The 23,882-nt window shown below is 52.8% G+C and carries 18 protein-coding genes and 1 tRNA gene; all 19 read right to left on the reverse strand.

Going from position 1 to position 23,882, the window contains the following annotated elements; genetic code table 11:
- Positions 1 to 57: 57 nt before the first annotated feature.
- The 19 genes from RHM59_RS22360 to atzF all read right to left on the reverse strand — a co-directional run bounded on the left by RHM59_RS22360 (position 58) and on the right by atzF (position 23,863).
- The gene (locus RHM59_RS22360) at positions 58 to 228 is read right to left on the reverse strand and encodes a hypothetical protein (RefSeq protein WP_322285450.1); all 171 of its coding nucleotides are present in this window, start codon (positions 226 to 228) and stop codon (positions 58 to 60) included.
- A gap of 718 nt (positions 229 to 946) precedes the next feature.
- On the reverse strand, positions 947 to 1,879 hold the full coding sequence (locus RHM59_RS22365; protein WP_322285451.1) for a hypothetical protein: 933 nt from the start codon (positions 1,877 to 1,879) through the stop codon (positions 947 to 949).
- Positions 1,880 to 2,183: 304 nt separating this feature from the next.
- On the reverse strand, positions 2,184 to 2,606 hold the full coding sequence (locus tag RHM59_RS22370; protein ID WP_322285452.1) for a hypothetical protein: 423 nt from the start codon (positions 2,604 to 2,606) through the stop codon (positions 2,184 to 2,186).
- A 268-nt stretch (positions 2,607 to 2,874) separates the two neighbouring features.
- Positions 2,875 to 3,867, reverse strand: coding sequence for an IS5 family transposase (locus RHM59_RS22375; protein ID WP_322165339.1), 993 nt, complete (start codon positions 3,865 to 3,867; stop codon positions 2,875 to 2,877).
- A gap of 186 nt (positions 3,868 to 4,053) precedes the next feature.
- Positions 4,054 to 4,248 carry a hypothetical protein gene (locus RHM59_RS22380; RefSeq protein ID WP_322286743.1) on the reverse strand — a complete coding sequence of 65 codons (195 nt, stop codon included), beginning with the start codon at positions 4,246 to 4,248 and terminating at the stop codon, positions 4,054 to 4,056.
- 33 nt (positions 4,249 to 4,281) lie between these two features.
- Positions 4,282 to 6,042: a hypothetical protein gene (locus tag RHM59_RS22385; protein ID WP_322285453.1), complete on the reverse strand. Its 1,761-nt coding sequence runs from the start codon at positions 6,040 to 6,042 to the stop codon at positions 4,282 to 4,284.
- A 95-nt stretch (positions 6,043 to 6,137) separates the two neighbouring features.
- On the reverse strand, positions 6,138 to 6,491 hold the full coding sequence (locus RHM59_RS22390) for a hypothetical protein (RefSeq protein WP_322285454.1): 354 nt from the start codon (positions 6,489 to 6,491) through the stop codon (positions 6,138 to 6,140).
- Between the two features lie 7 nt (positions 6,492 to 6,498).
- Positions 6,499 to 7,128 (reverse strand): hypothetical protein, encoded by a 630-nt coding sequence (locus RHM59_RS22395; RefSeq protein ID WP_322285455.1) that lies wholly within the window; start codon positions 7,126 to 7,128, stop codon positions 6,499 to 6,501.
- A complete protein-coding gene (locus RHM59_RS22400) occupies positions 7,125 to 10,505 on the reverse strand; it encodes a hypothetical protein (RefSeq protein WP_322285456.1) in 3,381 nt (1,126 codons plus the stop codon). Before RHM59_RS22400 ends, RHM59_RS22395 begins: the two co-directional genes overlap by 4 nt.
- Positions 10,505 to 11,872, reverse strand: coding sequence for a site-specific integrase (locus tag RHM59_RS22405; RefSeq protein WP_322285457.1), 1,368 nt, complete (start codon positions 11,870 to 11,872; stop codon positions 10,505 to 10,507). The genes RHM59_RS22400 and RHM59_RS22405 overlap by 1 nt, the downstream gene beginning before the upstream one ends.
- A 469-nt stretch (positions 11,873 to 12,341) precedes the next feature.
- Positions 12,342 to 13,298: a hypothetical protein gene (locus tag RHM59_RS22410; RefSeq protein ID WP_322285458.1), complete on the reverse strand. Its 957-nt coding sequence runs from the start codon at positions 13,296 to 13,298 to the stop codon at positions 12,342 to 12,344.
- Entirely contained in the window at positions 13,295 to 14,041 is a 747-nt protein-coding gene (locus RHM59_RS22415; RefSeq protein ID WP_322285459.1) for a hypothetical protein, read from the reverse strand. The genes RHM59_RS22410 and RHM59_RS22415 overlap by 4 nt, the downstream gene beginning before the upstream one ends.
- Positions 14,042 to 14,533: 492 nt before the next feature.
- Positions 14,534 to 14,607, reverse strand: a tRNA-Gly gene (locus RHM59_RS22420).
- A gap of 290 nt (positions 14,608 to 14,897) precedes the next feature.
- A complete protein-coding gene (locus RHM59_RS22425) occupies positions 14,898 to 15,782 on the reverse strand; it encodes an alpha/beta hydrolase (RefSeq protein ID WP_322285460.1) in 885 nt (294 codons plus the stop codon).
- A 311-nt stretch (positions 15,783 to 16,093) separates the two neighbouring features.
- Positions 16,094 to 16,786: a pseudouridine synthase gene (locus RHM59_RS22430; protein WP_322165897.1), complete on the reverse strand. Its 693-nt coding sequence runs from the start codon at positions 16,784 to 16,786 to the stop codon at positions 16,094 to 16,096.
- A 6-nt stretch (positions 16,787 to 16,792) separates the two neighbouring features.
- Positions 16,793 to 17,023 (reverse strand): cysteine-rich CWC family protein, encoded by a 231-nt coding sequence (locus tag RHM59_RS22435; protein ID WP_322185070.1) that lies wholly within the window; start codon positions 17,021 to 17,023, stop codon positions 16,793 to 16,795.
- Positions 17,013 to 18,500 (reverse strand): sensor domain-containing diguanylate cyclase, encoded by a 1,488-nt coding sequence (locus tag RHM59_RS22440; protein ID WP_322285461.1) that lies wholly within the window; start codon positions 18,498 to 18,500, stop codon positions 17,013 to 17,015. Before RHM59_RS22440 ends, RHM59_RS22435 begins: the two co-directional genes overlap by 11 nt.
- A 76-nt stretch (positions 18,501 to 18,576) precedes the next feature.
- Positions 18,577 to 21,927 (reverse strand): dermonecrotic toxin domain-containing protein, encoded by a 3,351-nt coding sequence (locus RHM59_RS22445; RefSeq protein WP_322285462.1) that lies wholly within the window; start codon positions 21,925 to 21,927, stop codon positions 18,577 to 18,579.
- Between the two features lie 112 nt (positions 21,928 to 22,039).
- Complete coding sequence (atzF, locus tag RHM59_RS22450; protein ID WP_322285463.1) at positions 22,040 to 23,863, reverse strand: allophanate hydrolase; 1,824 nt, start codon at positions 23,861 to 23,863, stop codon at positions 22,040 to 22,042.
- Positions 23,864 to 23,882 lie beyond the last annotated feature (19 nt).

The following is a 23,882-nucleotide window of genomic DNA, read 5'->3' on the forward strand; positions in this document are numbered from 1 at the left end:
TTTGATCGCGCAAAAAAAAAGCAGCCGTTGAGGCTGCTTTTTATGAAACAGGAAAAATCAGAGGCTACAGGCTTTTGCCAGCACTTCTGGAGTCATGGCTTGAGAGGCGAGCTGACGTTCCAGCTTCTGATTGAGCGCGCTCATGCGTGCGCGGGCCGCAGCCTCACGCTGCTCTGGGGTCTCACCAACTCGATTGCGAATCTTGTCAAACAAACGATCAGTCGTCATCGCATTCAACTCCTTTTCCTATCTCTGCGTTTGTAGCCCATTGACGCGTCTTGTCTGTGCGTGATTCGGGCCTGCTACGGGTGTTTTCAGGGAAATATCCTGAAAAAAGCTACCGGATTATAGAGATCCGATCCAGTGAGTCAACCATCTTCTTTCACCTTTGTCCACATCGCTATGACTTCGACGGATGTCGGTTGTTCAACGCATTTTGGATCTGTCCCGCGCGGGGACGGTGAGGGTGTGACCGAACTTTGGTCTGCAAACTCGCTCAATTCGGGGCCCATAGAGGTCATCACCGTGGTCAGGCGACTACTCCTTGTTTATGGCATAACGATAGCACTTCGACGCAACATCTTTCTGACTTCCCGCCCATTGCCATGGGCAGTTTGAATCTCAAGCCGACTGGCCCTCAGTTCAGCGAGCTGTGGCTCAAGGACGCGAACATGTTCGACGACTTCAAAGAGTGATCGGGCATCATCTGATGCGCTACCTGTCTTTTCCGTGATCTCTAGTCCATTCAAGACGCCTGACTGCTTCAGCTCCTGCACCTCAGCGGTGAGCCGAAGCCGTTCGCAAGGATGACTTTCAGCTCGATCGCGCGTTCAGCTGTAATCTATAGAGTCCAAGCGGCGCCGACCTCGGTGCAAGTGCTTTCGATTCAATCATCGCAATCGATGCGACGTAGTCTATCGCGGCTGTATCGATCACCCCTGTCTCATCAAACCTTGCTGACCTGAGTTTTCAGAACGAGTGTCAGAGTCAGCCGACGCGTGGTGAAAGTCTTATAACGTCCTCCATGCGTGGCAGGCGAAGGGGCTTTGATGTTCGACCGCCACATCCCGAGAACGAGAATCTCGTCATCCTTCTCGATACCCTTGAACCAGGACGCATCGCTTGCCCAGATGCTTACCTCCAGGCCAATGCCATTGGCAGGATCTTCCGGATCGGGACGGAATCTGTTCATGAGAAGATTGATGACGTTTTTGGATTCAACGCCATGGATTGCGTACTTCACTTCCTTGGCCCGTCCCTGAATCGCAATCGGATGCTGAACAGTGTTTTGCGAGACTGCATGGAAGGCTTCCATGTGGCGTTCAGCTTCGAAATAGAACTGGCTCCAGGCGACGTTCACGTTGCCTTCGAATACCAACTCCAAATGCACCTGCAGCTCCTGATCGTCAGTACACGCTGCACGCAGCTTCAGAGCTCTCTTGGCGGAATTGATATAAGCCGGCAGCCGACCAGGGTTTGATGGGTAGGTTTTTCCAGTACCTGCGCGGTTCTCGCTGCCGCCATTGTTTCTGGAAGTCGAGGCTTGTTCCAAGGCCTCTTTGATCATAACCAGGCGCATCCGGTAGCGATTGTTGCGCAGGCTCTCGATGAGTCCGTCAGACGTTTTGGCGATCTCGACGACTTCATTGTCGATCCCGAAACGGCAGCCAGCAGCGTGAGGGCGCTTGGGGTAAAGCCGAAAATACCCGCTGACCAAAACGGGTTTGTCGTAAATTTCTTTGGGATAAGGAGGGTTGTGGGTGACGTTGACACCACAGTGCTCGCATTTGAGCGGCTCAGCGCCTTGACCCTTTTGGTAAGTCTGCGCGTCCCATTTAGCCCCGTTCTGATCAAGGGCATAACCCATTTTGATGCCCATATGAATTCCTTGTTCGTCGCTGCCTGAGCGGAATTTTGATTTCAAAAATTCGGCAGGCTGTCTTTAGATTTGTACCTGCCGGTGAGCCACCACGGGATGTGTGGGAAGGGGCTAGTGTACAGAGGGGAGGCTCTAGGGCAAGGCTCTCAGGTGAGGCATTTGGAGTGACAGGGCTTGTGAAAGGGGCGGTCGGGGGAGGCCGAACGATCCATGTTCGACCTTGCTGCAAAGCAGCTTTGAGCCTGCCTGCGAGTTTGTCCTGGCCTATCCACGTCATGTCAGCCCAGAACAGTCAGCAATGCGCTTATTGACCGTTCCACCATTGTTTAAACATGGTGAACAGTGGAAAAGCCGCCAGGGCAAGCACGTGTTCCTTGTACTCGCCGATCTGCTGCCAGCTGAGGCCTTTTGACAGCAACCCCGATACGATCACGATGACCACCAGCATTGGCCAGGCGCTCATCACGAGGCGCACGCGATAACGCCCGGTGAAAGCCTTGGCGATCTGCGGGTATTGCCGACGGTAATCTCGACCAATGAAAAGGATATGGGCCAGGCAGGCGAGACCCACGGCCACTGCCACCAATGGTGTGACTTTCACGGTCGCGAATGCCCACAGAAGCCCGAGAATCTTGCCCCCGAGTGTGCCCAGTCGATTGATGTAGCTATATGCAGTCTGCATTTCAGGTGTGGTGATGCGAGGGTCTATACCCTTTACCGGGGTCATACGTCTTTGCTCCGTTGTCCGAGGTTGATCCGGGCGTAGGATGCCCGGTCTCACTAACGTAATTGGGCTCCCTGCTTCGGTGCCACCCAACTTGAATGCTTTAGTGGTCACCCCGCACGTTGAAGGCATACCTAGGGAAGGTCTGAAATAAGACCTTCTTTTTCTGGCAAATCGGGCGTCAAGCGCTCCGAAAGAAAGTACTTCACTGAAATTTCGAAAATATCGGCTTTTATTGATGAATAAGCCGGTTTTAAGCACTTATTAACCCTTAATTTCCATACTGCGGACGCACCTGTCCTATAGGCTCCATCAAATGTCGGCGCGCCATCCACAGATTCGACAGTGCAAACAGTGTCACCAACTGCGCCGTGTTCTTTACCAACCCGCGAAACCGCACCTTGGTGTAACCAAACTGGCGCTTGATCACCCGAAACGGGTGCTCAACCTTGGCCCGAGTTTGCGATTTGGCGTATTCAATCTTGCGCAACGCACGGCCAATGACGCTTTTTTCTCCATGTTTGCGGCGGCTGCTGGGCCTGGCGGAGATCGACCAGATCATCTCGCGCCCCTCATGTTCAAGCCGCTTTTCTACGCCGGTGTAGCCCGCGTCGCCACAGAGATGGGTCTCTTCGCCGTGCAGCAACTGATCGACTTGAGTGACGTCCGCGACATTGGCTGCCGTGCCCACCACGCTGTGCGTCAGACCCGTATCAGCGTCTACTCCGATGTGCGCTTTCATCCCGAAAAAATATTGATTACCTTTCTTGGTCTGATGCATTTCGGGGTCGCGTTTACCCTCTTTATTCTTGGTCGACGTCGGCGCATGAATGATCGTGGCATCAACAATTGTGCCCTGACGAAGCATCAAACCTCGGTCTCCCAGGTAGCCATTAATGACCTCCAGGATTCCCCCGGCAAGATGGTTTTTCTCCAGCAGGCGACGGAAGTTGAGAATCGTGGTTTCGTCGGGAATGCGTTCCAGATTCAACCCCGCGAACTGGCGCAGAATCGTGGTCTCATAAAGAGACTCTTCCATTGCTGGATCGCTATAGCCGAACCAGTTCTGCATCAGGTGCACACGCAACATGGCCATCAAGGGATACGCCGGGCGGCCCCCTTCGCCTTTTGGATAATGCGGCTCGATCAAAGCGATCAACCCCTTCCAGGGGACGACCTTGTCCATCTCGCTCAGGAAAATCTCACGGCGGGTTCGCTTACGTTTACCGGCGTACTCGGCATCGGCGAAAGAAATTTGCTTCATGGGGGGGCAACCGCTCGGCTCATGTGATGGGGGACATTTCACCAGATTTGAAAACCTTTTTCAGAGTTTCCCTAGCGCTATCGGAGGTTCGGTTGTCCGGCTTATTGATCGCTCCAAGGTTGAGCCGGGGTTGTGAATGCCCGCTGGCATCAGGCATCACCCGATTGTGACGGCCAGCCAAGAGGATCAGGCGTCGAGATTCAGCGCAATCTGCTTGACCATTTCGAGTGGCTGCTTGCTGTCGATGACTAGGTAGATGAGGTCGCGATGGCTGCGAGGCAGCTGTTTGACCACGTTCTTCGCTGCGGCCCTGACGCCTGCATATGTGCCATGAATTTTTGCGGCCAAAAGTAAGACCAGCAAGGCCTGGGTGAGAATGATTGCTGGCTCGTGAGAACTGCCCTAGGGCACGCTTTAGTATTGCCCCTCAACGAGCGGGGTGATGCGCTGACCTGAAGGGGTTTTGGCGTTACTGGATGGGGCAGGCAGAGCATAATGCCGCACTATCTCTGTGCCAGTTTCGCGCAAATACTCCGCTACGCCATGGTGGTGGCTTGTGAGAAGAACGCCGCGATTTATACCGACTCGTGCGGCATCAAAGACGTCGATTGCGTACGCCTTTGATGTATGACAGACACTGACAAACTCTTTCGTCAGTTGCCTGACATTTCCAGCAACGTTGACCATTAAGCCTCTGTCTGACGTAGAGATAATTATACCAATGAAAGAGTCAAAACTCCGAGCGCCTCTAGGCTGGAACAGCACTGGTTGATGCTTTGAGTAGTCGCCATCGGGAGTGACCAATTTCAGTGGGCCAGCAAATTTTCGACGTGAGTTAATCTGTTCAACAACTTCGATATCATCCGAGATGATCGTATACCCATGGCCAATCGCTTCATCGATTTGAGCATCACCTGCTGCCGGAGGAACCTCAGGTAATCCCGGGCTTCGGTCGAGAGTTACGGTGTGGAAATATTGTCGGAGCTGCTCCAAGTGGAATCTACGGCTTAGGGCACAAGGTTCTGCCGCATGGTGGCAGATGAGAATCAGTTGATCTTCTTTTCCGACCTGTTCGAGCAGGACGACTAGATCGCTGAGTGTGAACTGGTCAAAGTCGATTACGATTCGGCTTTGTCCCGTGTGGCCTCGGTGGTGGGGTACGGTCTGGTAGAAAGGGGCTATCTCCTCATACGGTAGCCATTTGGCTAGTGCGCAAGCCCTCTGCTCTGAATAGGCCGCAATCTGCGGGGGATTCCAGTGAACGGTCTGAACTAAAGCTGAATATTGTTCGATGAGCTCTGCAAGCTCGGCCATTGAGCTATAGCTCACCATCACGATTCGTTGATTCACCAACTGGGGGAGCAGGGAGTAAAAATCCATTGTTCCCCATCCTGAAAGCCCTGCGAGCCGTGAATACGCAAACTCTATCTCTAGATCGCTGTAGGTCGGAAAGAAATTGGCAGTTAGGCTTTCAAGCTTTTCCCTGAGCCGTGACTGCAGCATGGCGTGCGAGGTCAACTGAACGTTCTTTTCATCGGCCCTCACCCATTGGTTCTCTATGCAAATGTTCAACGCATCGCGTAGCCTTGGCGGGATTTCAATACGATCACACAAAGTGAGCCCCCGATCCCCTTGGTCTTGTAGCCAAAGCAAAAGCTCAAGCGGGCTGGTGGTTCTTTCAGCAAATTCGCTCGCCTGAAGCCTCAACACCGTTGCTTGATCCTTTACGAATGGCAATGCGGTCTGGGGCAGGGCTGCCAAACGCGAGGAAGCGTCTACGCCATAGCACTGCAGATACAGTTCAGCTTGCTGCTGATTCAAGCCATTTCTAATCAGCTCTGTCAGGATTTTCTGGTTTTGCCGTCTGCTGGAAACTTCAAGCCATAGCAGCGATGCGTAAGGCTCGTTGATCGGAGCATGGTGATGGGTGGCATCTGGGAGATTGAGCCAATCTGATACGACATTGGCTCTCTGACGGATCAGCTTTTTGATCGCTCTCGGTAGATGGTGCTTTGCTCCAATAAAGCCCCTATCAACTGCCATACGAATGCTATCGGGAGTATGGCTTACAGGTCGCGAATAGACGAGCTGCGGACGCCCGGTGCGATAGCTGAGCTTAACTTCGTAGACGAGGCCAGGCAGGACAGGGGAGGCGATCTCATCTGTGTCGATCATGATCCGTTCCAGTCGATTCCGGCTAACATCCCTCATAGAGAAAACTGTACGTCGATCCAGCCGATGGAGCACATTTAACGCTAGGTACTGTTTCATCAATATACCAAGGGCTTACCAGAGTGAGTCAGGTCATGCATGAGTTTCAGCCGGTTCACCTCTGCTTTGAGTTCGCGTGACTTCTGGTGCTGGGCCGCCAAGGCCACCCGAAGCGCGGAAACATCGTTATCGGATTTCCGAGTGGGGCCAATAGAAGAAGATGAGCCAGACTTCGCATATTCCGACAGCGCCGCTATAAGCTCTTGAAGGTCTTTTGGGCCGCGCCCAACGTAAAACTTCTGGCGATCAATGCCGCTTTCGCTCGCAACCCAAGACAACTGCAAGTTGCCGGCTCGCATTACCAAGGTATTACCTGTAGAAAGAAACTGGATTGCCCACTTTTTTAGCTTCATGGCGTCGTCACTCCGCGTTGTCAGCGCTGAGAAGCTTGCGAGCAAGGTTTCCCTTTCCTGACTGCCAGTCGAGGAAGGGCTTGCAGGACTGTGCTTGGCTGATGAGGACGATGTCACCAACGATAGGTGCTGCGTCATAAAGTTCTCCTTCAATGATCTCTAGGCCTGTGTTGGGGTGCTGTAAGATTTTCTGGAGCACTAGACAAGTTTGCTCAAACTCATAAAAGAAACTGGCTTGAGGGCCGTTTGAGCTGGTTTCGGATTGACCTATGCTCGTTCTCCTGAGACCGGCTTTGTAAGCATCTTCAATCATGGAAAGTTGACGTTGATTCTCCTTGAGCTGCCTTTCCAAGACTTCATAAGTGACTTTGGGCATGCCGGGAATTAATTGCCCAGCATACTTGTTGATTAGCAGACGATGCTTTCCATGGTTCAATGGTTTTTTAGGGTGGGGTTTGGCCAGAAAAAGAGACCTGTCGTAACCCAGGGTGTCGGCGAGGACTGTGGCCAACTTCGAAACAGAACTGAAAGTTCTCTTGATTGAAACCCACTCAGAAAGAGTTTCGTCCATGCGCTTGAGAGTGGCGCCGAGCTGGCTGGCCTGAGACTTTTCAAGATTGGCGTTAGCTTTAATCATGCTTCGAGACCAATACTGATAAATCCTGGCTCTTGCATGCGCTGAGCAAGTTCAGGAATTGTGATACCCGTGTTGTCGAGCATAAAAATGATTTGATTTGCAATTATTTCCTTTTTTTCAGGACTTGATAGGGCAATGGACAGCAGGTGTGGTTGTGAGGCAATCTTTTTTAGGCGGATCAGATAGTTTTTAGCTGCAAAAGCTGGAAATTCTCGACCGTCGATAATATTCGCAAGAAACCGCTGCACGGGATCTTGATCATCAAATTCTAAACTATGGTTAATAAAACCTCCGTGACGAGAGATGTATTTGATTCGGTAATTTTCACTTTCCATGTGTTTATTCAGGATCTGACGAACTTGCTCAAATCCTGCTAGTTCAAGCTTAGATACAGTCAATAGGTGGTGAAGGTCTTGTGTGGTTTGCGAAGCCGGTTGAGCCGCTGAAATTGCAGAAACCTGCTCCTGCAGCGCTTCACACTCATCGATGAGCGCGCGCATCTTCGCGTTAATGGCAGGCAAATGACTTACGCCAAATACCGCATGAGGGCACATTCCACAAGTTTTGGCACAGGTGGTAAATTTCAACAATTCCTTCGGGCACTTACCATTGACCATACACGCGCAGATTGGATACCAACCGATATCTGTTACATCTTTTATTTTTAATAAGCTCAGTCCTGTCTGCTGCGTTTCTATTACGGGGGAACTTAGACTCACAAGTCCATAGGCTTTTGCGGCTTCGGAAGCGTCGGCCTGCCAGGACGCCATCAAACCGTTTTGCGCTGTTGGTGAAAGTTGTACACTCCAGAGAGAATCGTAACTTGCTTGCTGTGCCTTGGCCTCTGCTGCGCGAACATGCTCCTCTATCTGTTGAAGAGTGGGTGCCGTATAATAGACACTAGTTTTTGGATTGGCATGTGCCACTTGGTGCCCCAATATCGCATGCGGAAGATGCCCGTAAATGCTCATGTAAGTGATCCAGGTGGCGCGCAGGGAATGGGGCGTATGGACTGCTATTGATGCTCCTTTAGCGTTAACTGTTGTAAAACTGTGTCTCCTTTCGTCAGGCACAATCGAGTTGTACACAGACTCAATACCATTTAGGACTTTAACCCACATAGAGGCATAAGCATTGTCCGAGAATGGTAAGCCGTTCTTGCTAAATGGACTTCTGAATAGCGGGTAAATGGCCCCATATTTATCATCGTCAGGATTGTTTTCATAATGAACTGGGCCCACTGGGCGTCGAGTCCAGGAATGTTGGAATTTGCGCTCATCCAGTAAACAATCAAACACCTCTGTCGGCAACGAGATTGGTCTGCTATCACCATTTTTGTCTGTATTTACGTATAACGTTGTATACCCTAGCACGGTTTTTCCAGGGTGATAAAACCGGTCGAATGTTCTTATGTCAAGCCACTGGCAGTTTTGCAAGCGCAGTCCGCCGTACATAGCGATAGTGAGCATTCTGGTCGCAGATAGCCATGGCACCCAAGATAAGCCGCTGCTGTAACGGCTATGATGCCAATGGTAAACGTTTGCAATTTTTTGGAGGGGTATCTCGTGGACGATTGCTCGCGTGCTCGGATTAATTAACTTGATAGAATAAGCTACACCTACCTCTTTCAGATCAATCCAATCATCTAACCTGATTTTATTTTGAAGGTCAGCGGATATTTCTCCGTCCAATATTTTTGTTCGTATCATTGTCCCGATGTTGTCGATTGCGAGCATGTACTCTTTCGCAACTGGAACAGACGCCAGAGGAAGAACAACTTTGTCAGTTTTCGTCCGTCCGCCGCTGCCAGGTGAGTCGAGTCTGGGAAATATAGGATTGACAAGTGTTCCATCGTTAAGCGCTTCGTCACCGATGTAAATATCTGTGCCTTGTGCGGCCGATAATTCAAATAGTAGATGTATGGTTGAGACAAATGATGCTGCTGTCTTTCGGCTGAAACATAGTAAATAGAATTTGATCGCTGTTAGCGGCAGATTTTTATTTTTGAGTGTGTGCAGATTATCTTCGCTTAAGGTGTCTTTTTCGTCATAAGCGTAAATATCTTCGTCATTTACGTAGTCATCGTTCCAGAATATTGTTCGATAGAAGTCCGTGAGTAGACGAGGTATCTCAATGAGGCTCTTTTTGTTTTGTTGCTTCCAAATAGGTAGGTAGCAAAAAATGTAGTCCATAAGCAGGGCCACTTCGCTGTAGTACGTATTTCTGGTTCGGCCAAATATTTTCTTTTTGTCCAGATGTTTGCTCAGAAGCTCAATGGCTGCTTTCCAGTGGGTGGAAAGATAATCTAAATTGACATTCTCTAGTCCAGGATATGCACCATTAACTAACCATGTAAACCCTTTTGCTTTGCGGATAACAGACTTTCTTATAATGGTTGCTAGTTCTTCGGGAGTGGAATTTTGTTGTGCATCGGCAATGAAGGCTTTCCGTGCCTCGGCGTCTGCTTGTTGCTTTGCCAATTGATAGGATACATGTAGGTGATGGGTTCTCTTTTCGTAGCGGAGGTGCTCACGTTCCTTGGGAGTCATGTTTTCCCATGACTCAGAATTCACGCCCCACATCTCCCTGAAGGCCTCATAGCTTTGTTGGTTTTCAAGAGCGGTTGACACCCTTGGTTTCTGTTGAAGGTACTGGTGGTATTTTTCCAGGTGGAAGTACTGGTCTGGAGACACAGTGTCAGGATATACGACTGAAACTACATTTATAAAAGCAAGGTAGGAGAAATCTAGGCTTTTTATGGTGCCGGAATCTCTCAATTCTTTTTGAATATCTATTACCTTAGGCGCCGCTTTCCATAGGTCAGAAAATGAAATATCTGCTACCGTATGCCAAGTGGTTCGATACTGAAAAGCGCGGGCGGATTTGAATAGCGATGGAGAGTTTGCCGTCAGGGAATGAATGAAGCCTTGACTAGTTTCTTTTAGCTCTGGAAATTTCTGCCATGCGCCGTCTAAGCTGAAGGTATGGGGTAGGGTCAGGGCACCCTCCGACCACAGAATGGCAAACATTGCTCGAAGTGGGGATCGAAGTCCTTCAACATCTTCCAAATAAGCAGGAGGGGCGCCAGTCACTTTTTCGTAGAGCTGCTTCAGGTATTGTGTGTCTGTTTTTGAGGTTGTAGTGATAGTATACAGAGTGTCAAAAGTCGCCTTAATGAATTGCTCTACGTTCGTTTTTTGCATCAAGATGCACAGTGATATTCGTGAACGTAATTGGCGACTCGTAACTTCGTCTACAGCTTTACCACTGTATTTTGCATTTATTGCACTGGTGCGTTCGAGATCTTTTAGGATTTCGATTGCTCGATGGGTAGTCCCCTTATCTGTCCAGGCGATTAGACCTGATGTGTTTATCATCAGGCAGCCCTCGCTAATAGCTCATCTGCAAGCCGTGCGTAGGTTTGCGCTCTTACTAGGTCGGCGCTGTAAGATGAACTCCAGCCATGAACCAATTGATTGGCAGCGGCTATTTCAACTGCGACATTTACTTCGTCCAACTGAGCATAGCGTTCAGTTGATTTAATGTCCTTGTGACCCATTAAGAGTTGAATCTCTGAAAGTTCAAGCCCGATACGATTGCGTCCGGGAATGTGGACGCAGTTTCTTGCCCAGTTGCCGTAAAAATGGCGAAGGCTGTGAGAGGTGAAAACCTTTTGGCATGTATTGACTAGGCCCGCTGCCTTTTGAGCGGTCTTAAGCTCTGCGTTATAGGTTTTGGTTATCGTGTTAAAAAGTCCTGATTGAACAATCGCTTCGCCGTACGACTCTCGTTTCTCCGATACAAACAGATAATCGCTAGATGAACTAGGGCGTTCTGTTTCGTACTGTTCGAGTGCTTCAAAAAATATGCTTTTATAGGGCTCAAACATAATGATTGAAGCAGTTTGGCGCCCTTTATAGGCGATCCTGGAACCGTCATTTTTCTTTGAGGGGTCGCGGCGGTTATTCGGATCTTCGATGCGAATAGTCTTGTTTGTGGTGTGAATATTGTTCCTCTGGATCAGAAAAGCCTCGGAAATCCTAAGTCCTCCTCCAGCCTGTAGTGCCCACAGGCAGCGATAAAATGACGAGGGTGCGTTGCGTAGTAAGCTCAGGATATGGCAGGTCGGAAAGTCCCGCTTTGCGTTGATACGTTTTACCTTTGGGCCAGGGATCCCACCTCTGGCGAAAGCGAAGTCCGTTCTGGGAGCGCCATATTGAAGCGTCTGTTCAAAAATCCTGCTTCTTTCCGCTCGGCCCCTTAGCTTGGGTGTGATAACTGATGGCGTCAAGATCGGAAGAGGTCGCTCTCCAGCGAGGATGCTCCGGTGTGATGTAGTGTCCTGAGACACTCTTGTGCCGTTATGCAGAAAGTGGTTAACGGCTGCCACCTTGCGGGCTCCGAAGGCAGCACTCACCGCGCGGTGATTCAGAGCAATGGCTGCTCTTCTGATTACGAAGTTTTTGCTCTGCGTACCCTCAGTCAGATAGTTATGGTATTGGCGCATCGTCGCATCTGCTGCCTCAGGGCTTAGGCAATTGGCACCTAAAATCCCGGTTTCGTACCCGTAGTCAAAGAACTCAGCAACATCGGGACAGTAGATCCTGGGAGTGCTTGCGCCGTTTGAGTGGTACAGATCGTTGAACAGCAGATCCGAATAAGCGTTGAATGCCTCTATGGGTCTACCTGTATCGGCCTCGTAAAGGCGTGGAATCCCCCGGTTGATCAGGCGTACGTTCTTCATCACTTGACCCCACCAATGTCTGCGTCTATGAATTTCCTTTTTGGAGTCGATAGTGTCTCTGTCTCCAGATGGGTGATTACTGAAGGCTTCCGAACGTTGGCAGGTGCAGCGGTGGGTTTCTCAGGCCAAAGAAGGGGGCGGCTGTTTGCGGGGTTTGGGAGGAGCGGAGCGCTTAGGAAGCGAAAAGCCTGGGCGGCTGCGAAATTCTTTTGGAAAAACGATTTAGGCATATATTGACAGTCGATTCGTAATGATATATAAATTCGTGCCGGATTCTACATTACTTTTTTGCAATCGCAAAACGTCGTTCTGTGCCCGCTCGAAATGCTTGGGAACTATGCCTTGCCTGAACGCTTGTTTTCGGCGCCAAGGCCAGCTCCCATAGGCTGGAGCACGGCTTCTGCTTGGTTCGCTGGAATCTAACGCACTCCGCCATGCTCAAGCATGGCGGGGTGCGCCGCGCGGCTGGTTACTCGTTGTTGTCTATCTCGTAATCACGGGCCTCACGTTTCGCGTCTTCCAGTTCATCTTCGGTATAAAGATCGAAGAACTCGGCGGCGGAGTAAGTTGAGGTCTCAGTAAAGACATTTCCGAGGCCGCAGGCAGAGAGCTTTGAATAACCAGAGATTTTCAGGAGGCACGCGACACATTCGAATGATGAGGGAAGTATTCCTTGGCGTTGCGTTACCTCGTCATCCCCAATCGTTGTTGCAACTGTTCCTATGGGCGTGCCCTGTAGCAGCGCCGTTGACTTGCAAGCAGGGCACTGAGAGCGGTGCCCGGACTGCCTTGTGGCCCAAGCGTCGGCTTGAGATATTGAAACCTGTCTCTCGTGATCAGTCTTGTTGCTCCAAACTTTCGCATGGGCTTTGATGTCCTGATCCACGGCTTTGGCGGACGCGTCTTCCAACGACTCGATCATCTCCTCCGCTTTCTTGGCTTCAGGTATGAGGCTACTTAACGGCCTGCCCATTGACGCCAGTAGGACTGCACAGGCTCGATAGTAGCGAGGAAGCCATTCAGACGTTGAAGCATTAAGAAATACTGCCTCGCCCGTGTGTAGTTCGATATTTCTTCGTTCAACATGCTTGGCGCAGAATCCACCAATTTCGGCAGTGAAAGATGGGAGGAGCTCTGTCAGTCTCCCAAGTACCTCTTTCGTGCCGATCGAAACGGCGGAAAACTGTTTGCTTGTTGCCCCCTTGCCCAATGCGAACATTACATTGCGCCAATTTTGCTGATCGGCGAGCAGGACGGGCGAGATATTCGACAAGGCTGCGCGGGCGAGAAACTCCAAGCCCAGCGAAGAGAAGAGCCCAAATTGCCAATCGTCAGGCGAAAAGCGATTCATCTCGTCTGCATAGAGCTGGCTTTTGCTTAGTAGAGCATCCTTGGCCCAAGGCGAACTCTCCACGGATGTGTTCATAATCGCCCCCATATTTCAGAAATGTAAACGCGCTCCAGTTCCCGATGAGTCGCGCTTGTTGGAACCGCAGACCTTCCATGCAGCATTTTCCAGTTGTCGATAATCAGAGTGTCTCCTGGATTACTCAGGCAAATTTTCTTACTTAGATTCGTTTGAGCCAACTTAATGCTCTCTCCAACGTTGATTGCAGCTTGGTTTAGCGGTTTGAGAAACAAGAAGTCCCAGCGAAAGCCACTTTTTTTATTTTTTTGAAAGCAGATCGGCATGGGACATATTAATTGATCAAGATGTGTTTTTCGTGGAACCACTATAGCTCTCTCTGCACAGCCATCCAGACGGTCAAGGATGTCTGGGACTGAGAGAAGATAGGTGCTTACTAGTGGATTGCCTTTCAAACAGCGGAGCATTAGAAAGCGGGGTGGTGATTCCCAGTGGGCATAGTCAGTGTGGAGAGGAAAATCGTTCAAGCCAAACACTCCACTGTAGGTATGGAGGTCGAGGTCGCTGGCTGTTCGGGGCTTTAGCTTCTGTACAGTGGAAATTCCGTGGTCTGGTGCTGCATTCTTTGGGTCTACAACGGTGCCGATATGGCTTGCGATCTCGTGGGTTGATAATTTGGGGTGCCATTCTTTGGCAAAGGCGTACCCATCCACGAGCAACGAGCTTACTAGTTGCTCGAAGCACTTCTCGTCCGTTTGATGGGGTATGGGCGGCCTGAGCAATGATGCGAGATGGTTATCCATGAATTCCCTCTAACCTCCCTGTGATGTGTGTGCCTTCAAGTCTTGGAATGGCCCGCGTGGGGCTTGGTGGATCTGTAGATCACAATCGTCCAGACGTCCTTCAAAGCAAACTGGTTTCGGGTCGGCAAGATGGCTGCTGCTTACCTATCTGAAAAAGAAACCCTTTAATGAATGGGTTAGAAATTAAATGATGGCGGGGGTAGGTGCCATCATTGCACCGGTTCAATATGTGGGTAAACAGCGAAGGGTCGGTTATGGTTTTCTATAGGATTTTTCGGGAAGGGGGAGCGCATGGCATTACGCTGGTGGAGGCTTGACTTCGGTCTGGTGTTCTCGCTCCTTTACTCACCATAGTGGTCAGTGGTCGCAGATGAATCTGCGAGTCGAAATAGTTCACCGGGGCGTCGGAATCCAAGGCGAAGACGAATGTAATTTCTGTAGTTCGAGCAGCTTTGGAAGGCGGGTAATACGGGGCTTTGAGGCGGGAGGGGGTGGAGCGGGTAGAGGGAATCGAACCCTCAACTAAAGCTTGGGAAGCTTTCGTTTTGCCACTAAACTATACCCGCATTACCAAACGTCTTTACTCACCAAAGCGGGCTGTCCAATAAGAACCCTCGTTATCAGCTTGGGAAGCTGGAGTAATGCCATTATACGACACCCGCTTTTCGCGGCTGACTTTGTACCAGATGTCGCCTGTGAACAGAAGCGCTAATTTCTTGAATGGTGCATTTCAAGCAAATCCACATCGTCTGACTTGCACCAGTTCCCGCCCATCCGGCTTCTGGCAAAAACATTCCCTGCAGAAATTACCTGCAAACTAGATCAGGCAATTCCCGCAGGGAATGACGCTTTCGTTTCACAGTGCAAACGCATATTGGTTCTGTACGTGGTGGTACCGCGACCGCTTGGGAGCGGCTTCTGGTTTCAGGAAACTCAACAGGGCCTTTTGCGAATCGCTGCAGGCGGTTTTGTGTTCCATGTCGAGGAAGTGCCCGGTGCTTTGCAGGGTGGTGAACTGGCAATTGGCGACGTGCTCGCCGAAGAGCCTGGAGTCTTCTGCCGCAGTGTATTCGTCCCACTCGCCATTAAGGAATAGCACCGGTACGTCGATGTTTTGTGCTGCGTTGAGGTAGCACAGTTGATCAATGCTCAGCACTTCGCTGATGTGAAAATGCATCTGCACGTACTCATGGATATCAAGCGAGCTGACGTGCCGGTAGTTGAAACGTTTGAACAATGACGGCAGGTGCTTGCCGATGGTGTTGTTCACCAAGTGGCCGACTTCGTGCCGATCAAACGCGCCTAGGTGCATGACGCAGCGTTCGAGATAGTCGCGCATGTGGTCGTTGACCACGGGGGAGAACGAACTGATGACAGCTTTCTCGATCCGCCGTGGCCGATGGGAGAGGGCGACCAAGGTGGCTGCACCGCCCCACGAGAACGACAGCACGTGCTCTGCGGCAAAGTGGTCGATCAGTTCAAGCAAGATCTGACCTTCCAGCTCTTTAGTCAGCGGTTTGCGATGCAGGTTGTGGGCTTTGGATTTGCCCGCGTAGGGTTGGTCGTACAGCACCACGTTGAATTGCGGGTAAAGGTTACGGGCGGTTTGGGCAAAAGACGCAGTGGTGGCCATCGAGCCGTTGACCAGAATAATGGTCTTTTCTGCGGCGTCTGCGCGGTAAAACTCCGTGTAGACCCGGAACTGACCTTGTAGATCAAGCACAGCGATTTCTGGGCTCATGACGACTTACTCCTGGCGTAGAACAGGTATGCGCGCAAACGAGATTGCACGAGCTTCGTGACAGGTAGGCATACGCCTGGAAAATGGGGGCCCATGTCGATCCGACAGGATCTGGTCGACAGGTATTGTTATTGGCGGGCTGTCTGTCGGGGCGGAACCAGAGGTTCTCATCTCGGCAAAAGTTTCTTAGAAGTTGTTTGTGACTGATCAGTCACATGCGGACTGACGGTTGGATTCAAGCAGGCTCAACGGCACCTCGCAAGTGCCGTTGGTACATTGTTCGACAACTTCTGCTGAACGGTAGGCTGAGTTCAAATCGCCAGAATTTCCGCGTCAAAAAGGGGGCGGTACTCACCGGGTGCCAACTCGGGGTCGAGGTGCAGTGGACCCATGGACTCGCGATGCAGGCGCAGCACTTTGTTATCGAAGTGGCCAAACATGCGTTTGACCTGGTGATAGCGGCCTTCGACGATGCTCAAGCGTGCGCTGTGCGGGGTTAGTAGCGTCAATTCTGCGGGCTGAGTGGTGAGGTTTTCGAAGGCGAAATAAAAGCCTTCAGCGAACTTTTTCACGTAGTGCGCAGTGATCTCGTGTTCGGTTTCGACGTAGTAGATTTTTGCGATTCTGGTGTGCGGTTGGGTGAGGCGTCGGGACCACACGCCATCATTGGTGATCAGCATCAGGCCGGTGGTGTTGAAGTCCAACCGTCCGGCAATGTGCAGCTCGTGTTTGTCGGGCTCATCAAGCAGGTCAAGCACGGTGCGATGCTGTGGATCGATCGTGGCGCTGACACACCCCGGTGGTTTGTGCAGCATGAAGTATCGGGCGGGCGTACCGGCTTGTAGCACCTCGTCATCGCACTCCACACGGCTGAATTCGCGCACCTCGTGAAGAGGATCGCTGACGATTTGCCCGTCGACTTTGATCCGCTTGCCAACCAGTGCAAAGCGCACGTCTTTGCGACTGAAGCGCGGCAGGTTACTGAGGAATCGATCCAGACGCATGGTGACTCAGTGGTCAGATTTCGACGTGACGTCGATTTCGGCGCGTGCGCAGCGGGGGCATAAGCAGGCTTGGTTACGTGTATTAAGCGGCAGTGCTTCGAATAACGCCGGGTCAATGTCCACTGAAAAACACCAGCACGGCTGCGCGGCCGTGCGCGGGTCGGCCAGGGTGCAACTGTTGCTAAGGCCGCAGACCGGGCAGGTCGAGCTGTCGATTGGGTCGGGTTCATTCAGCATTTGGGAGCGCCGTTTCTATGCATACCTGATTTCGCCCGGCTTGCTTGGCGCGATACAGCGCGCGGTCGGCCCGAGCGATCAGGCTGTGCAGGGTGTCGTTGGATTGCCATTGGGTCAGGCCGAGGCTGACGGTGACTCGCAACGGCGTCCCGAAAAAGGTGTAGCGATGCTGCTCGGCCAGTGTGCGGATCTTTTCCGCGACTGACTGTGCGTGGTCGCTGTCGGTTTCTTTGAGCAGGATGATGAACTCTTCGCCGCCCCAGCGACAAATGATATCGGAACGACGCAGGCAGCTTCTCAAGTCACTCGCGAAGCCGACAAGCACATCATCACCGGCCAAATGTCCGTGGTTGTCATTGAGGCTTTTGAAGTGATCGAGGTCCAGCAGCAAGGCCGCCAGTGGTTTGGTTTCCCGTTGTGCTTCTTGCATTGCCTTGAGCGCCAACAGGTCGAAACCGCGCCGGTTGGGCAGTCCGGTGAGGCTATCGAGGGTGGCTTGAACTTCGATTTTGTGCTGAAAACGCCGGATCACCCGGCGCAGGAGCAGCATCACCACCGCCGTGACCATCAGGCAAATAAACAGGTTCAGGTACAGCGATTGGCGAATATCGCTCATCGCGCCGTCTTCCTGTTTGTCGACGTACAGGTACCAGTTCAGCTCAGGGATGAAACGTACATTGAGAAAGTGGTCTTGGCCCTGAGCCTCGTACTCATAACTGCCGCTTTGTGGTTTTGGCAGTTTGCCCTTCAGGTCACTCAAGCCCGGCAAGTTGCTGAGCAGCTGACCGATAGTCGCGCCCTGTGGGCCACCGTCCGCGCCGGTGAGGACGATCCTGCCGAACGTGTCGACGAAGTACACGCTGCGCTGGTATCGCTGCTGATAGCGGTCAATCAGCTTGGTAACGGCGTCGACGGTCAGGCCAACCCCGGTCGCACCAATAAAGTTGTCGTTGTAGTCGAACACTTTGTAATTGATGAAAAACGTCAGGTTGTCCTTATTGGCCATGTCCGGATCAACGTTGATTTCATAGGGCGCGACCATATCGCGCACTCGGTAATACCAGACGTCACGCGGCTCTTTGGCATCGATTTGTTTGAGTACGCCTTTGGCCTGGTAATACTTGAGGCTGGAGTTGGAAATGAAAAAAGCGGTGTAAGCGCCGTAGTGGTCCATGACTTCTTTGAGGTAGCGGGTCATTTGCCCAGGGTCGTGTTCGCCCGCCACCACCCAATCGCGCATAAACGTGTCGCGCGCCATCATCGAGGAAATCAGGACCGGTCTTACCAAGTCTTTCTGGATTTCCGAATACACCGTGTCGGAGGTCAGGGGCAACTCGGTATTGACGATGCCGTCGCGAATCGTCGCCCGCGACGCGTAGTAACTCAGCAACGATGTGGCAAGAAAACCGCCCCCCAATAGGATTACCAACGTCAGAACCAATGAGCGTTGTGAATTGAATGCGCAGTAAAGAGACATGACAAATCCGTTGGTGAGCAAAATCCACTAGGGGACCGCATGCTAGCGTGTCGCCACCCTATGGCGCTACCGGGTTTCACGGGCCAGGACTGGGCGGGGCGCTGTTCATGGGAGCGGTATAAACCGGTGACTGGCGCATCGCCGCGCTGATGGCGGAGCAACGACAGTGCAGCAGCAAAATCCGGTCGTAATGAATGCCGTGCTCCGACAGGTTATTGAACAAGTCCTGCAATGCCGGTGGAGTCATGCCCAAGCGATTTCTAACCGTCAGCACATCCATCGGCACCGCAGGCAAATGCCCGCCACGCCAAGCGGACTGATTGGAATTGCGCACCACATGGCTGATGTCCTGATAACTCTCGCCGTCGCTGCCCTGAAATTTCGCCAGGCTGTAATTCTTGATTCTGCCGGGCAATGAAGTCCCCGCCAGAAGAGTATCGGTGACGGAAAAAGGCGGCATCGCGTCCGACGCGAGGCGGTTGCCCGCTGCATCCAGCACTGAAAAAGGTCTGACCTGTTGTCCTACCACGCGATGAAGTGTCGGATCGACAAGCACTGCACCGTGGGGTGCGTAGGTTCTGAGTTCGGTGCCATTGGGGATCAGCGTGGTCTTCGTCCAGGGTAAGTAGTAGCCGTGGGTGCTGACGACCAAGGTTCTGGCTTGCGCTTGGTCTGAGGTCCACAGCAAAAACTTGCGATCAAGTTTCCACACTTGAACCGCCGAGGTACCAAAGACGTTGCTTCCTGGGACGGTCCAGGTTTTCATCAGGCGGGTCGTATTGAAAAATGCCTGGAGCGTGGTTTTTCGCGGATTGATGCAGCCCCTGAGCAATGAACTAAAACCTGGTAAAGACGATGACGTGGGGGCGGCTCCGGCTCTGAGGGACTTTCCCGGCCGCAAGAGCGCGCTCAAGGATCGGAGCAACCCAGGGGCAAACGGCGCCAATTGAAACAGCCCGAGCGACAGCGCGTTCAGCACCGCCTGGCGTTTTTCGGCGTCCCGATGTCCGGGTAAATGGGCTGTCTTGATGTTCAGATAAACCGTGCCGGTATGCGCCAATACCGAAGCCACCCTCGCCGGCACTACCAGTAATGAAAGGGGGGCCAGCAGCAGCTGCAAATGGTTGAGTTGTTGCGTCCAGTAACGAAGCGTGACTTCCTTCGACGTCACGATCCGGTCGTTTGCATCCGCCTGATGATTACGCGCGAGGGTTTCCCGCATAAAAACGAACGGCGACGACGTTAACGTCTGCTCACAAAAGGCTTTGGATTTCGCTTTATGCAGATGGTTGGTGTAGACCACATCGGTCCATGGACGAAGCAAAAAGCCGGGTGATTCAGCGCGTTGTTGGCCAGCCCAGACATCAAGGACACGAATGAGCTTTTGGTGTTGGTTCACTGGGACGTAATTCAATAATGTGCTTCGCCACTGTTCATCCCTGGCTGCCTTTTCGATGTGTTGATCGAGTTCCTGACGGCTGTTGAACTCGACGAATGCTTGAGTCTGACCCGCTTGATACAGCACCCTCAGCGGCCGCTCGGATCTGGAGAACAGCAGCAAACCAGCGCACTGCGGGCAATACTCGCCCTCTGTCAGTGCCGGTTGTAGGTAAAAGCCCAAGGCTGTGCAGTTGATGCCTGAAAAGGCGGCACGGGGTGACGGGTATTCTTGCGCCTCCACGAGCAGGTCAAACCCGGCACGGGATACATGGCCCATCTTCAAGCCGAGTACCGCTTGCGCGATAAAGGTCGCGGTGAGTGAGCGTTCAATAGCAGCCGCCTGTTTGTCCCAAAAGCTTATGAAGCGTTTCGACATTGAAGGCAGAAAATCAATGCCTTTTATAAGGCGTTCGATCGCATCCGGTGAGAGTGCCATTTCAGTATTTTCAGCTTGAATACCTTTCCCGGTTGGGTCCGAATAGACCACGCTGCGCCCACCGTTATCGAGATAACCCACGGGTCGGTCGACTCGATAGTTGCAGAGCAGCGCTGTGGTCAGGCTCATTGGGGTTTCGTTAGGCACATGAACAAAATTCACCGGTGCATGGGCGCTGCCTAACGGCGTGGTTGAGGTGCCACGGACGTAGCGAACGAACACGGTGTCGGGGGAGAGGTCTAGCTGATGACCTTTGAAAAGGGCGTTGCGCACCAGACGCTGGGCAACTTTTTTCGGGCGAGGTATTCGCTTTGACACATCAGGTTGTTGCCACAGATCGATAGCGCTGACTAGCGCCAGGCCGCGCTCGATGGGTTTGAAAAGCGCTACATCGTCCCTGCCGTCTAACCCCAAATACGCTTCCAGGCGTTGAGCAGTAAGGTCCTCCAGCAAGAAGGTTTTTTGGGCTGCCGTGAGTGCTGTAAACACATCGCCGTTCACAAGGTTTGTGCTGAGATGAGTGTCGTCCTGTAGCTGTACGCCATCAAGAAGGGGCGCTAGCCAGGCGCAGGCGTTTAAGGTTTCGAGCTGCTTTGAGCTGCCGAGGTTCTGACCGTCGTCGATGTATTCAACGGTCGTGGGCGTGTCGCCCAAGGTGTGAATAAAACAGTGTGACGTGACCTTAGACTTCAGCTGAAAAACCCCCGGGACGATTTGCCCATTTAGTGAAAGCAGGCTGATCGCTGCGCGCTCGCCGCTAATAGGGCGCTCAAGGAGTTCCAGTGTGGTGGGGAACCGGTCCAGACCCAAAGCATCGAGCGCCAAGGTGTAGCCCTCCAGCGTGATTTTCTTTTTGATGTACTGCCGGGACAGGCCATCGACAAACGAGAGCCTGGCGAGGATGCAATACGTCGCTTCATGGTGGGCCCAGAAGCGTTCAACCAGGACGTGGTAATCATGCTCCCACAGTGCTGAACGAATGAGTTTGATCAGAAAGCCAATGGTGAGTGATCCGAAGAGTGGACGATCAGGTTCGGCACATTTGATCAGCGCAAGAAAACGGGCGGGATCGAACGATGCGATAGCCACCTCAGTCAACGAAAGCGTTAGCGCGTACTGCTCGTCGCCATCGACGTGGACGTCAGGAGCAGTTTCAGTGGAAAAGTGGATGTACAACTCATCGGGTGAGGGCGGCTGTTCGATACCGTCGACGGCACCATTAGCCGTTAAAAACCGGACCAGTTGTTGCCTGATGTAAGCCAGAGGCGATGGAGGTGCGTCCAGGTCCATTTTCCAGGTTTTCAAGCTGAGCACCGAACCCACCAGCAGTTTGGCGGCGGGAGTTTTTCTCAGCATGGCGAGTCGTTGGTTGTTCAGGGCTTTAGCAGGGTCGGCATCAGGTGCCTGTTCCGAGGGTTGTTTATGAGCGCTGGCGGTATAAACCGGGTCATAAAACGGCGATACCGAAAAAGCACTGGATGATGGGAGAGTGTCTGCGCGCTCATGAAGACGGTCCGCAAGTGCAACGGTTGGGTTCCAAGGTTCATTCATGGTGGGTGTTGATCAGGACGGAAGGAGCCTCACTGTGCCGCGAGAATTTCGTCCTGATCGGTATCTATGTAACGAGCGGCAAAGGAATCACTCCGTCGCCCATCACTTCTGATTAAGCGCCTGCCTTAGCGAGCAGGTAAGCCCTCCACCCGCCTAAAGGGCTGATGTCCGTAGCGCCTTCCAGGCCATAGGGTTCGCAGATGAATCCAGTCTCCCAGCGCCCATCCTCCAACTGCACTTTCCCTATCCCCAACGGCGCCGTAATGCCGGTAAGGAACGAGCCCAATTCGTTGCTCGGCAATTCCCAGACTTCCACCGCGATGGCCACGCCGCCTTGCTCGACACGGAGCATTCCTGGCCGAAACGGAGGGCCACCCGCCAATGCATACAGTTTATAGTCAGTTGAACTGTGGGTGACTTCAAGTAAGCGGCCTCCCCGCTGCTTAAGCTGCCCATTCAGCGCCAAGCCGTCTAGGTGCGCGCCGCAAACCACCAGCCGTACCTTGTCGTTTCGTGCGGTTGTCCCAGGCTCGGCAAGGTTTAGCGGGTTATCGCCAATCACGTGCACACCGGTCTGCCGTTGCAACGCGTCGGCGAGGCTCAACAAGTATTGATCGGTGAAGACTCGGCCAAACAACGTCACGCCCCACGGCAGGCCATTGCTCATGAAGCCGCTGGGCACGGCGACAGCGGCGTAGTCCAGCAGGTTTACGAAGTGGGTGTAGTAGCCCAACTCCGAGTTGCGCAGCACCGGTTCGGCGGCCAATTCGGCGCGGGTGACCGGGCGAGGAATAGAGGGGGTCAGTACGCAGTCGAGTGCTTCAAGGGCTTTGTCGCACAGTGCTTTGAGTGCTTGCAGTCGGTACTGCGCGCGGAATGTTTGGACGCCATCGACGGCCGGCGCCTTGGCCAATACCGCACGGATGACCGGCAATACGGCTTCGGGATTGTTTTCCATCAGTTCCCCCGCGACGCTGTAGCGCTCGGCCACCCAAGGGCCGTCGTAGAGCAAATTGGCGGCTTCGAGGAACGGAGACAGATCAAGGGTCACGGCTTCGCCGCCCAGCGCGATCAGATGGTTGATGGCGTCATGGAACAGCTGCGGACTTTCTGCGCAGCCAAAAAACTCCAGATCCTGCTGACGCGGTACGCCGAACTTGAACGATCTTGGGGCGCCAAACGCTGAGGCATCGTTCCACGCCGGGTTGCTGCGGCTGTAGGCGTCGCGTGGATCAAGGCGTGCAATCAGGCCGAGTAATTGACTGGCTTCACGGGCGGTGGCCGTGAACGTGCTCACGCAATCCAGTGTGCGGCAGGCCGGAACGACACCGGCTGTTGAGATCAAACCTTTGCTGGCTTTCAGGCCCAGCAAGTTGTTCAGCGCAGCGGGCACCCGGCCCGAGCCAGCGGTGTCAGTGCCCAGGGCAAAGCTGGCGATGCCCAATGCCACCGCCAGCGATGACCCCGCGCTAGAACCGCCTGACGGGTAATCCATCAGCACGCTGTTCGGACAGGCGCCATAAGGGGAACGGCTGCCGTTCAATCCGGTGGCGAATTGGTCGAGGTTGGTCTTGCCCAAGGGGATCGCGCCGAGGGCAAGCAACTGCTCGACGATGGTCGCCGAAGTTTGGGGCGTGTAGGCAAATGCCGGGCACGCCGCAGTGGTGGGGATACCGGCCAAATCGATATTGTCTTTGATCGCGAACGGCACCCCGTACAGCGGCAGGTCCTTGAGATCGCGACCTTCCAACGCTGTCAGGTAGGGTTCCAGTTCTGCGATGCTCAGCAGGTGGATAAACAGGTGATAAGTCGGGTTCAGCGCTGCCGCTTTTTCCCGTAGGGCGAGGACCAGTTGCCGAGGTGTCAGGGTTGCGGTTTGATACGCCGCGCGGACGTTATCTAGGCGTAAGTCAGTCAATTGCACTGGGTTAGTCATGGCGGCATTCCGTCTAAAA

The sequence above is a fragment of the Pseudomonas sp. MH10 genome (genome assembly GCF_034353045.1).
Classification (GTDB): Bacteria; Pseudomonadota; Gammaproteobacteria; order Pseudomonadales; family Pseudomonadaceae; genus Aquipseudomonas.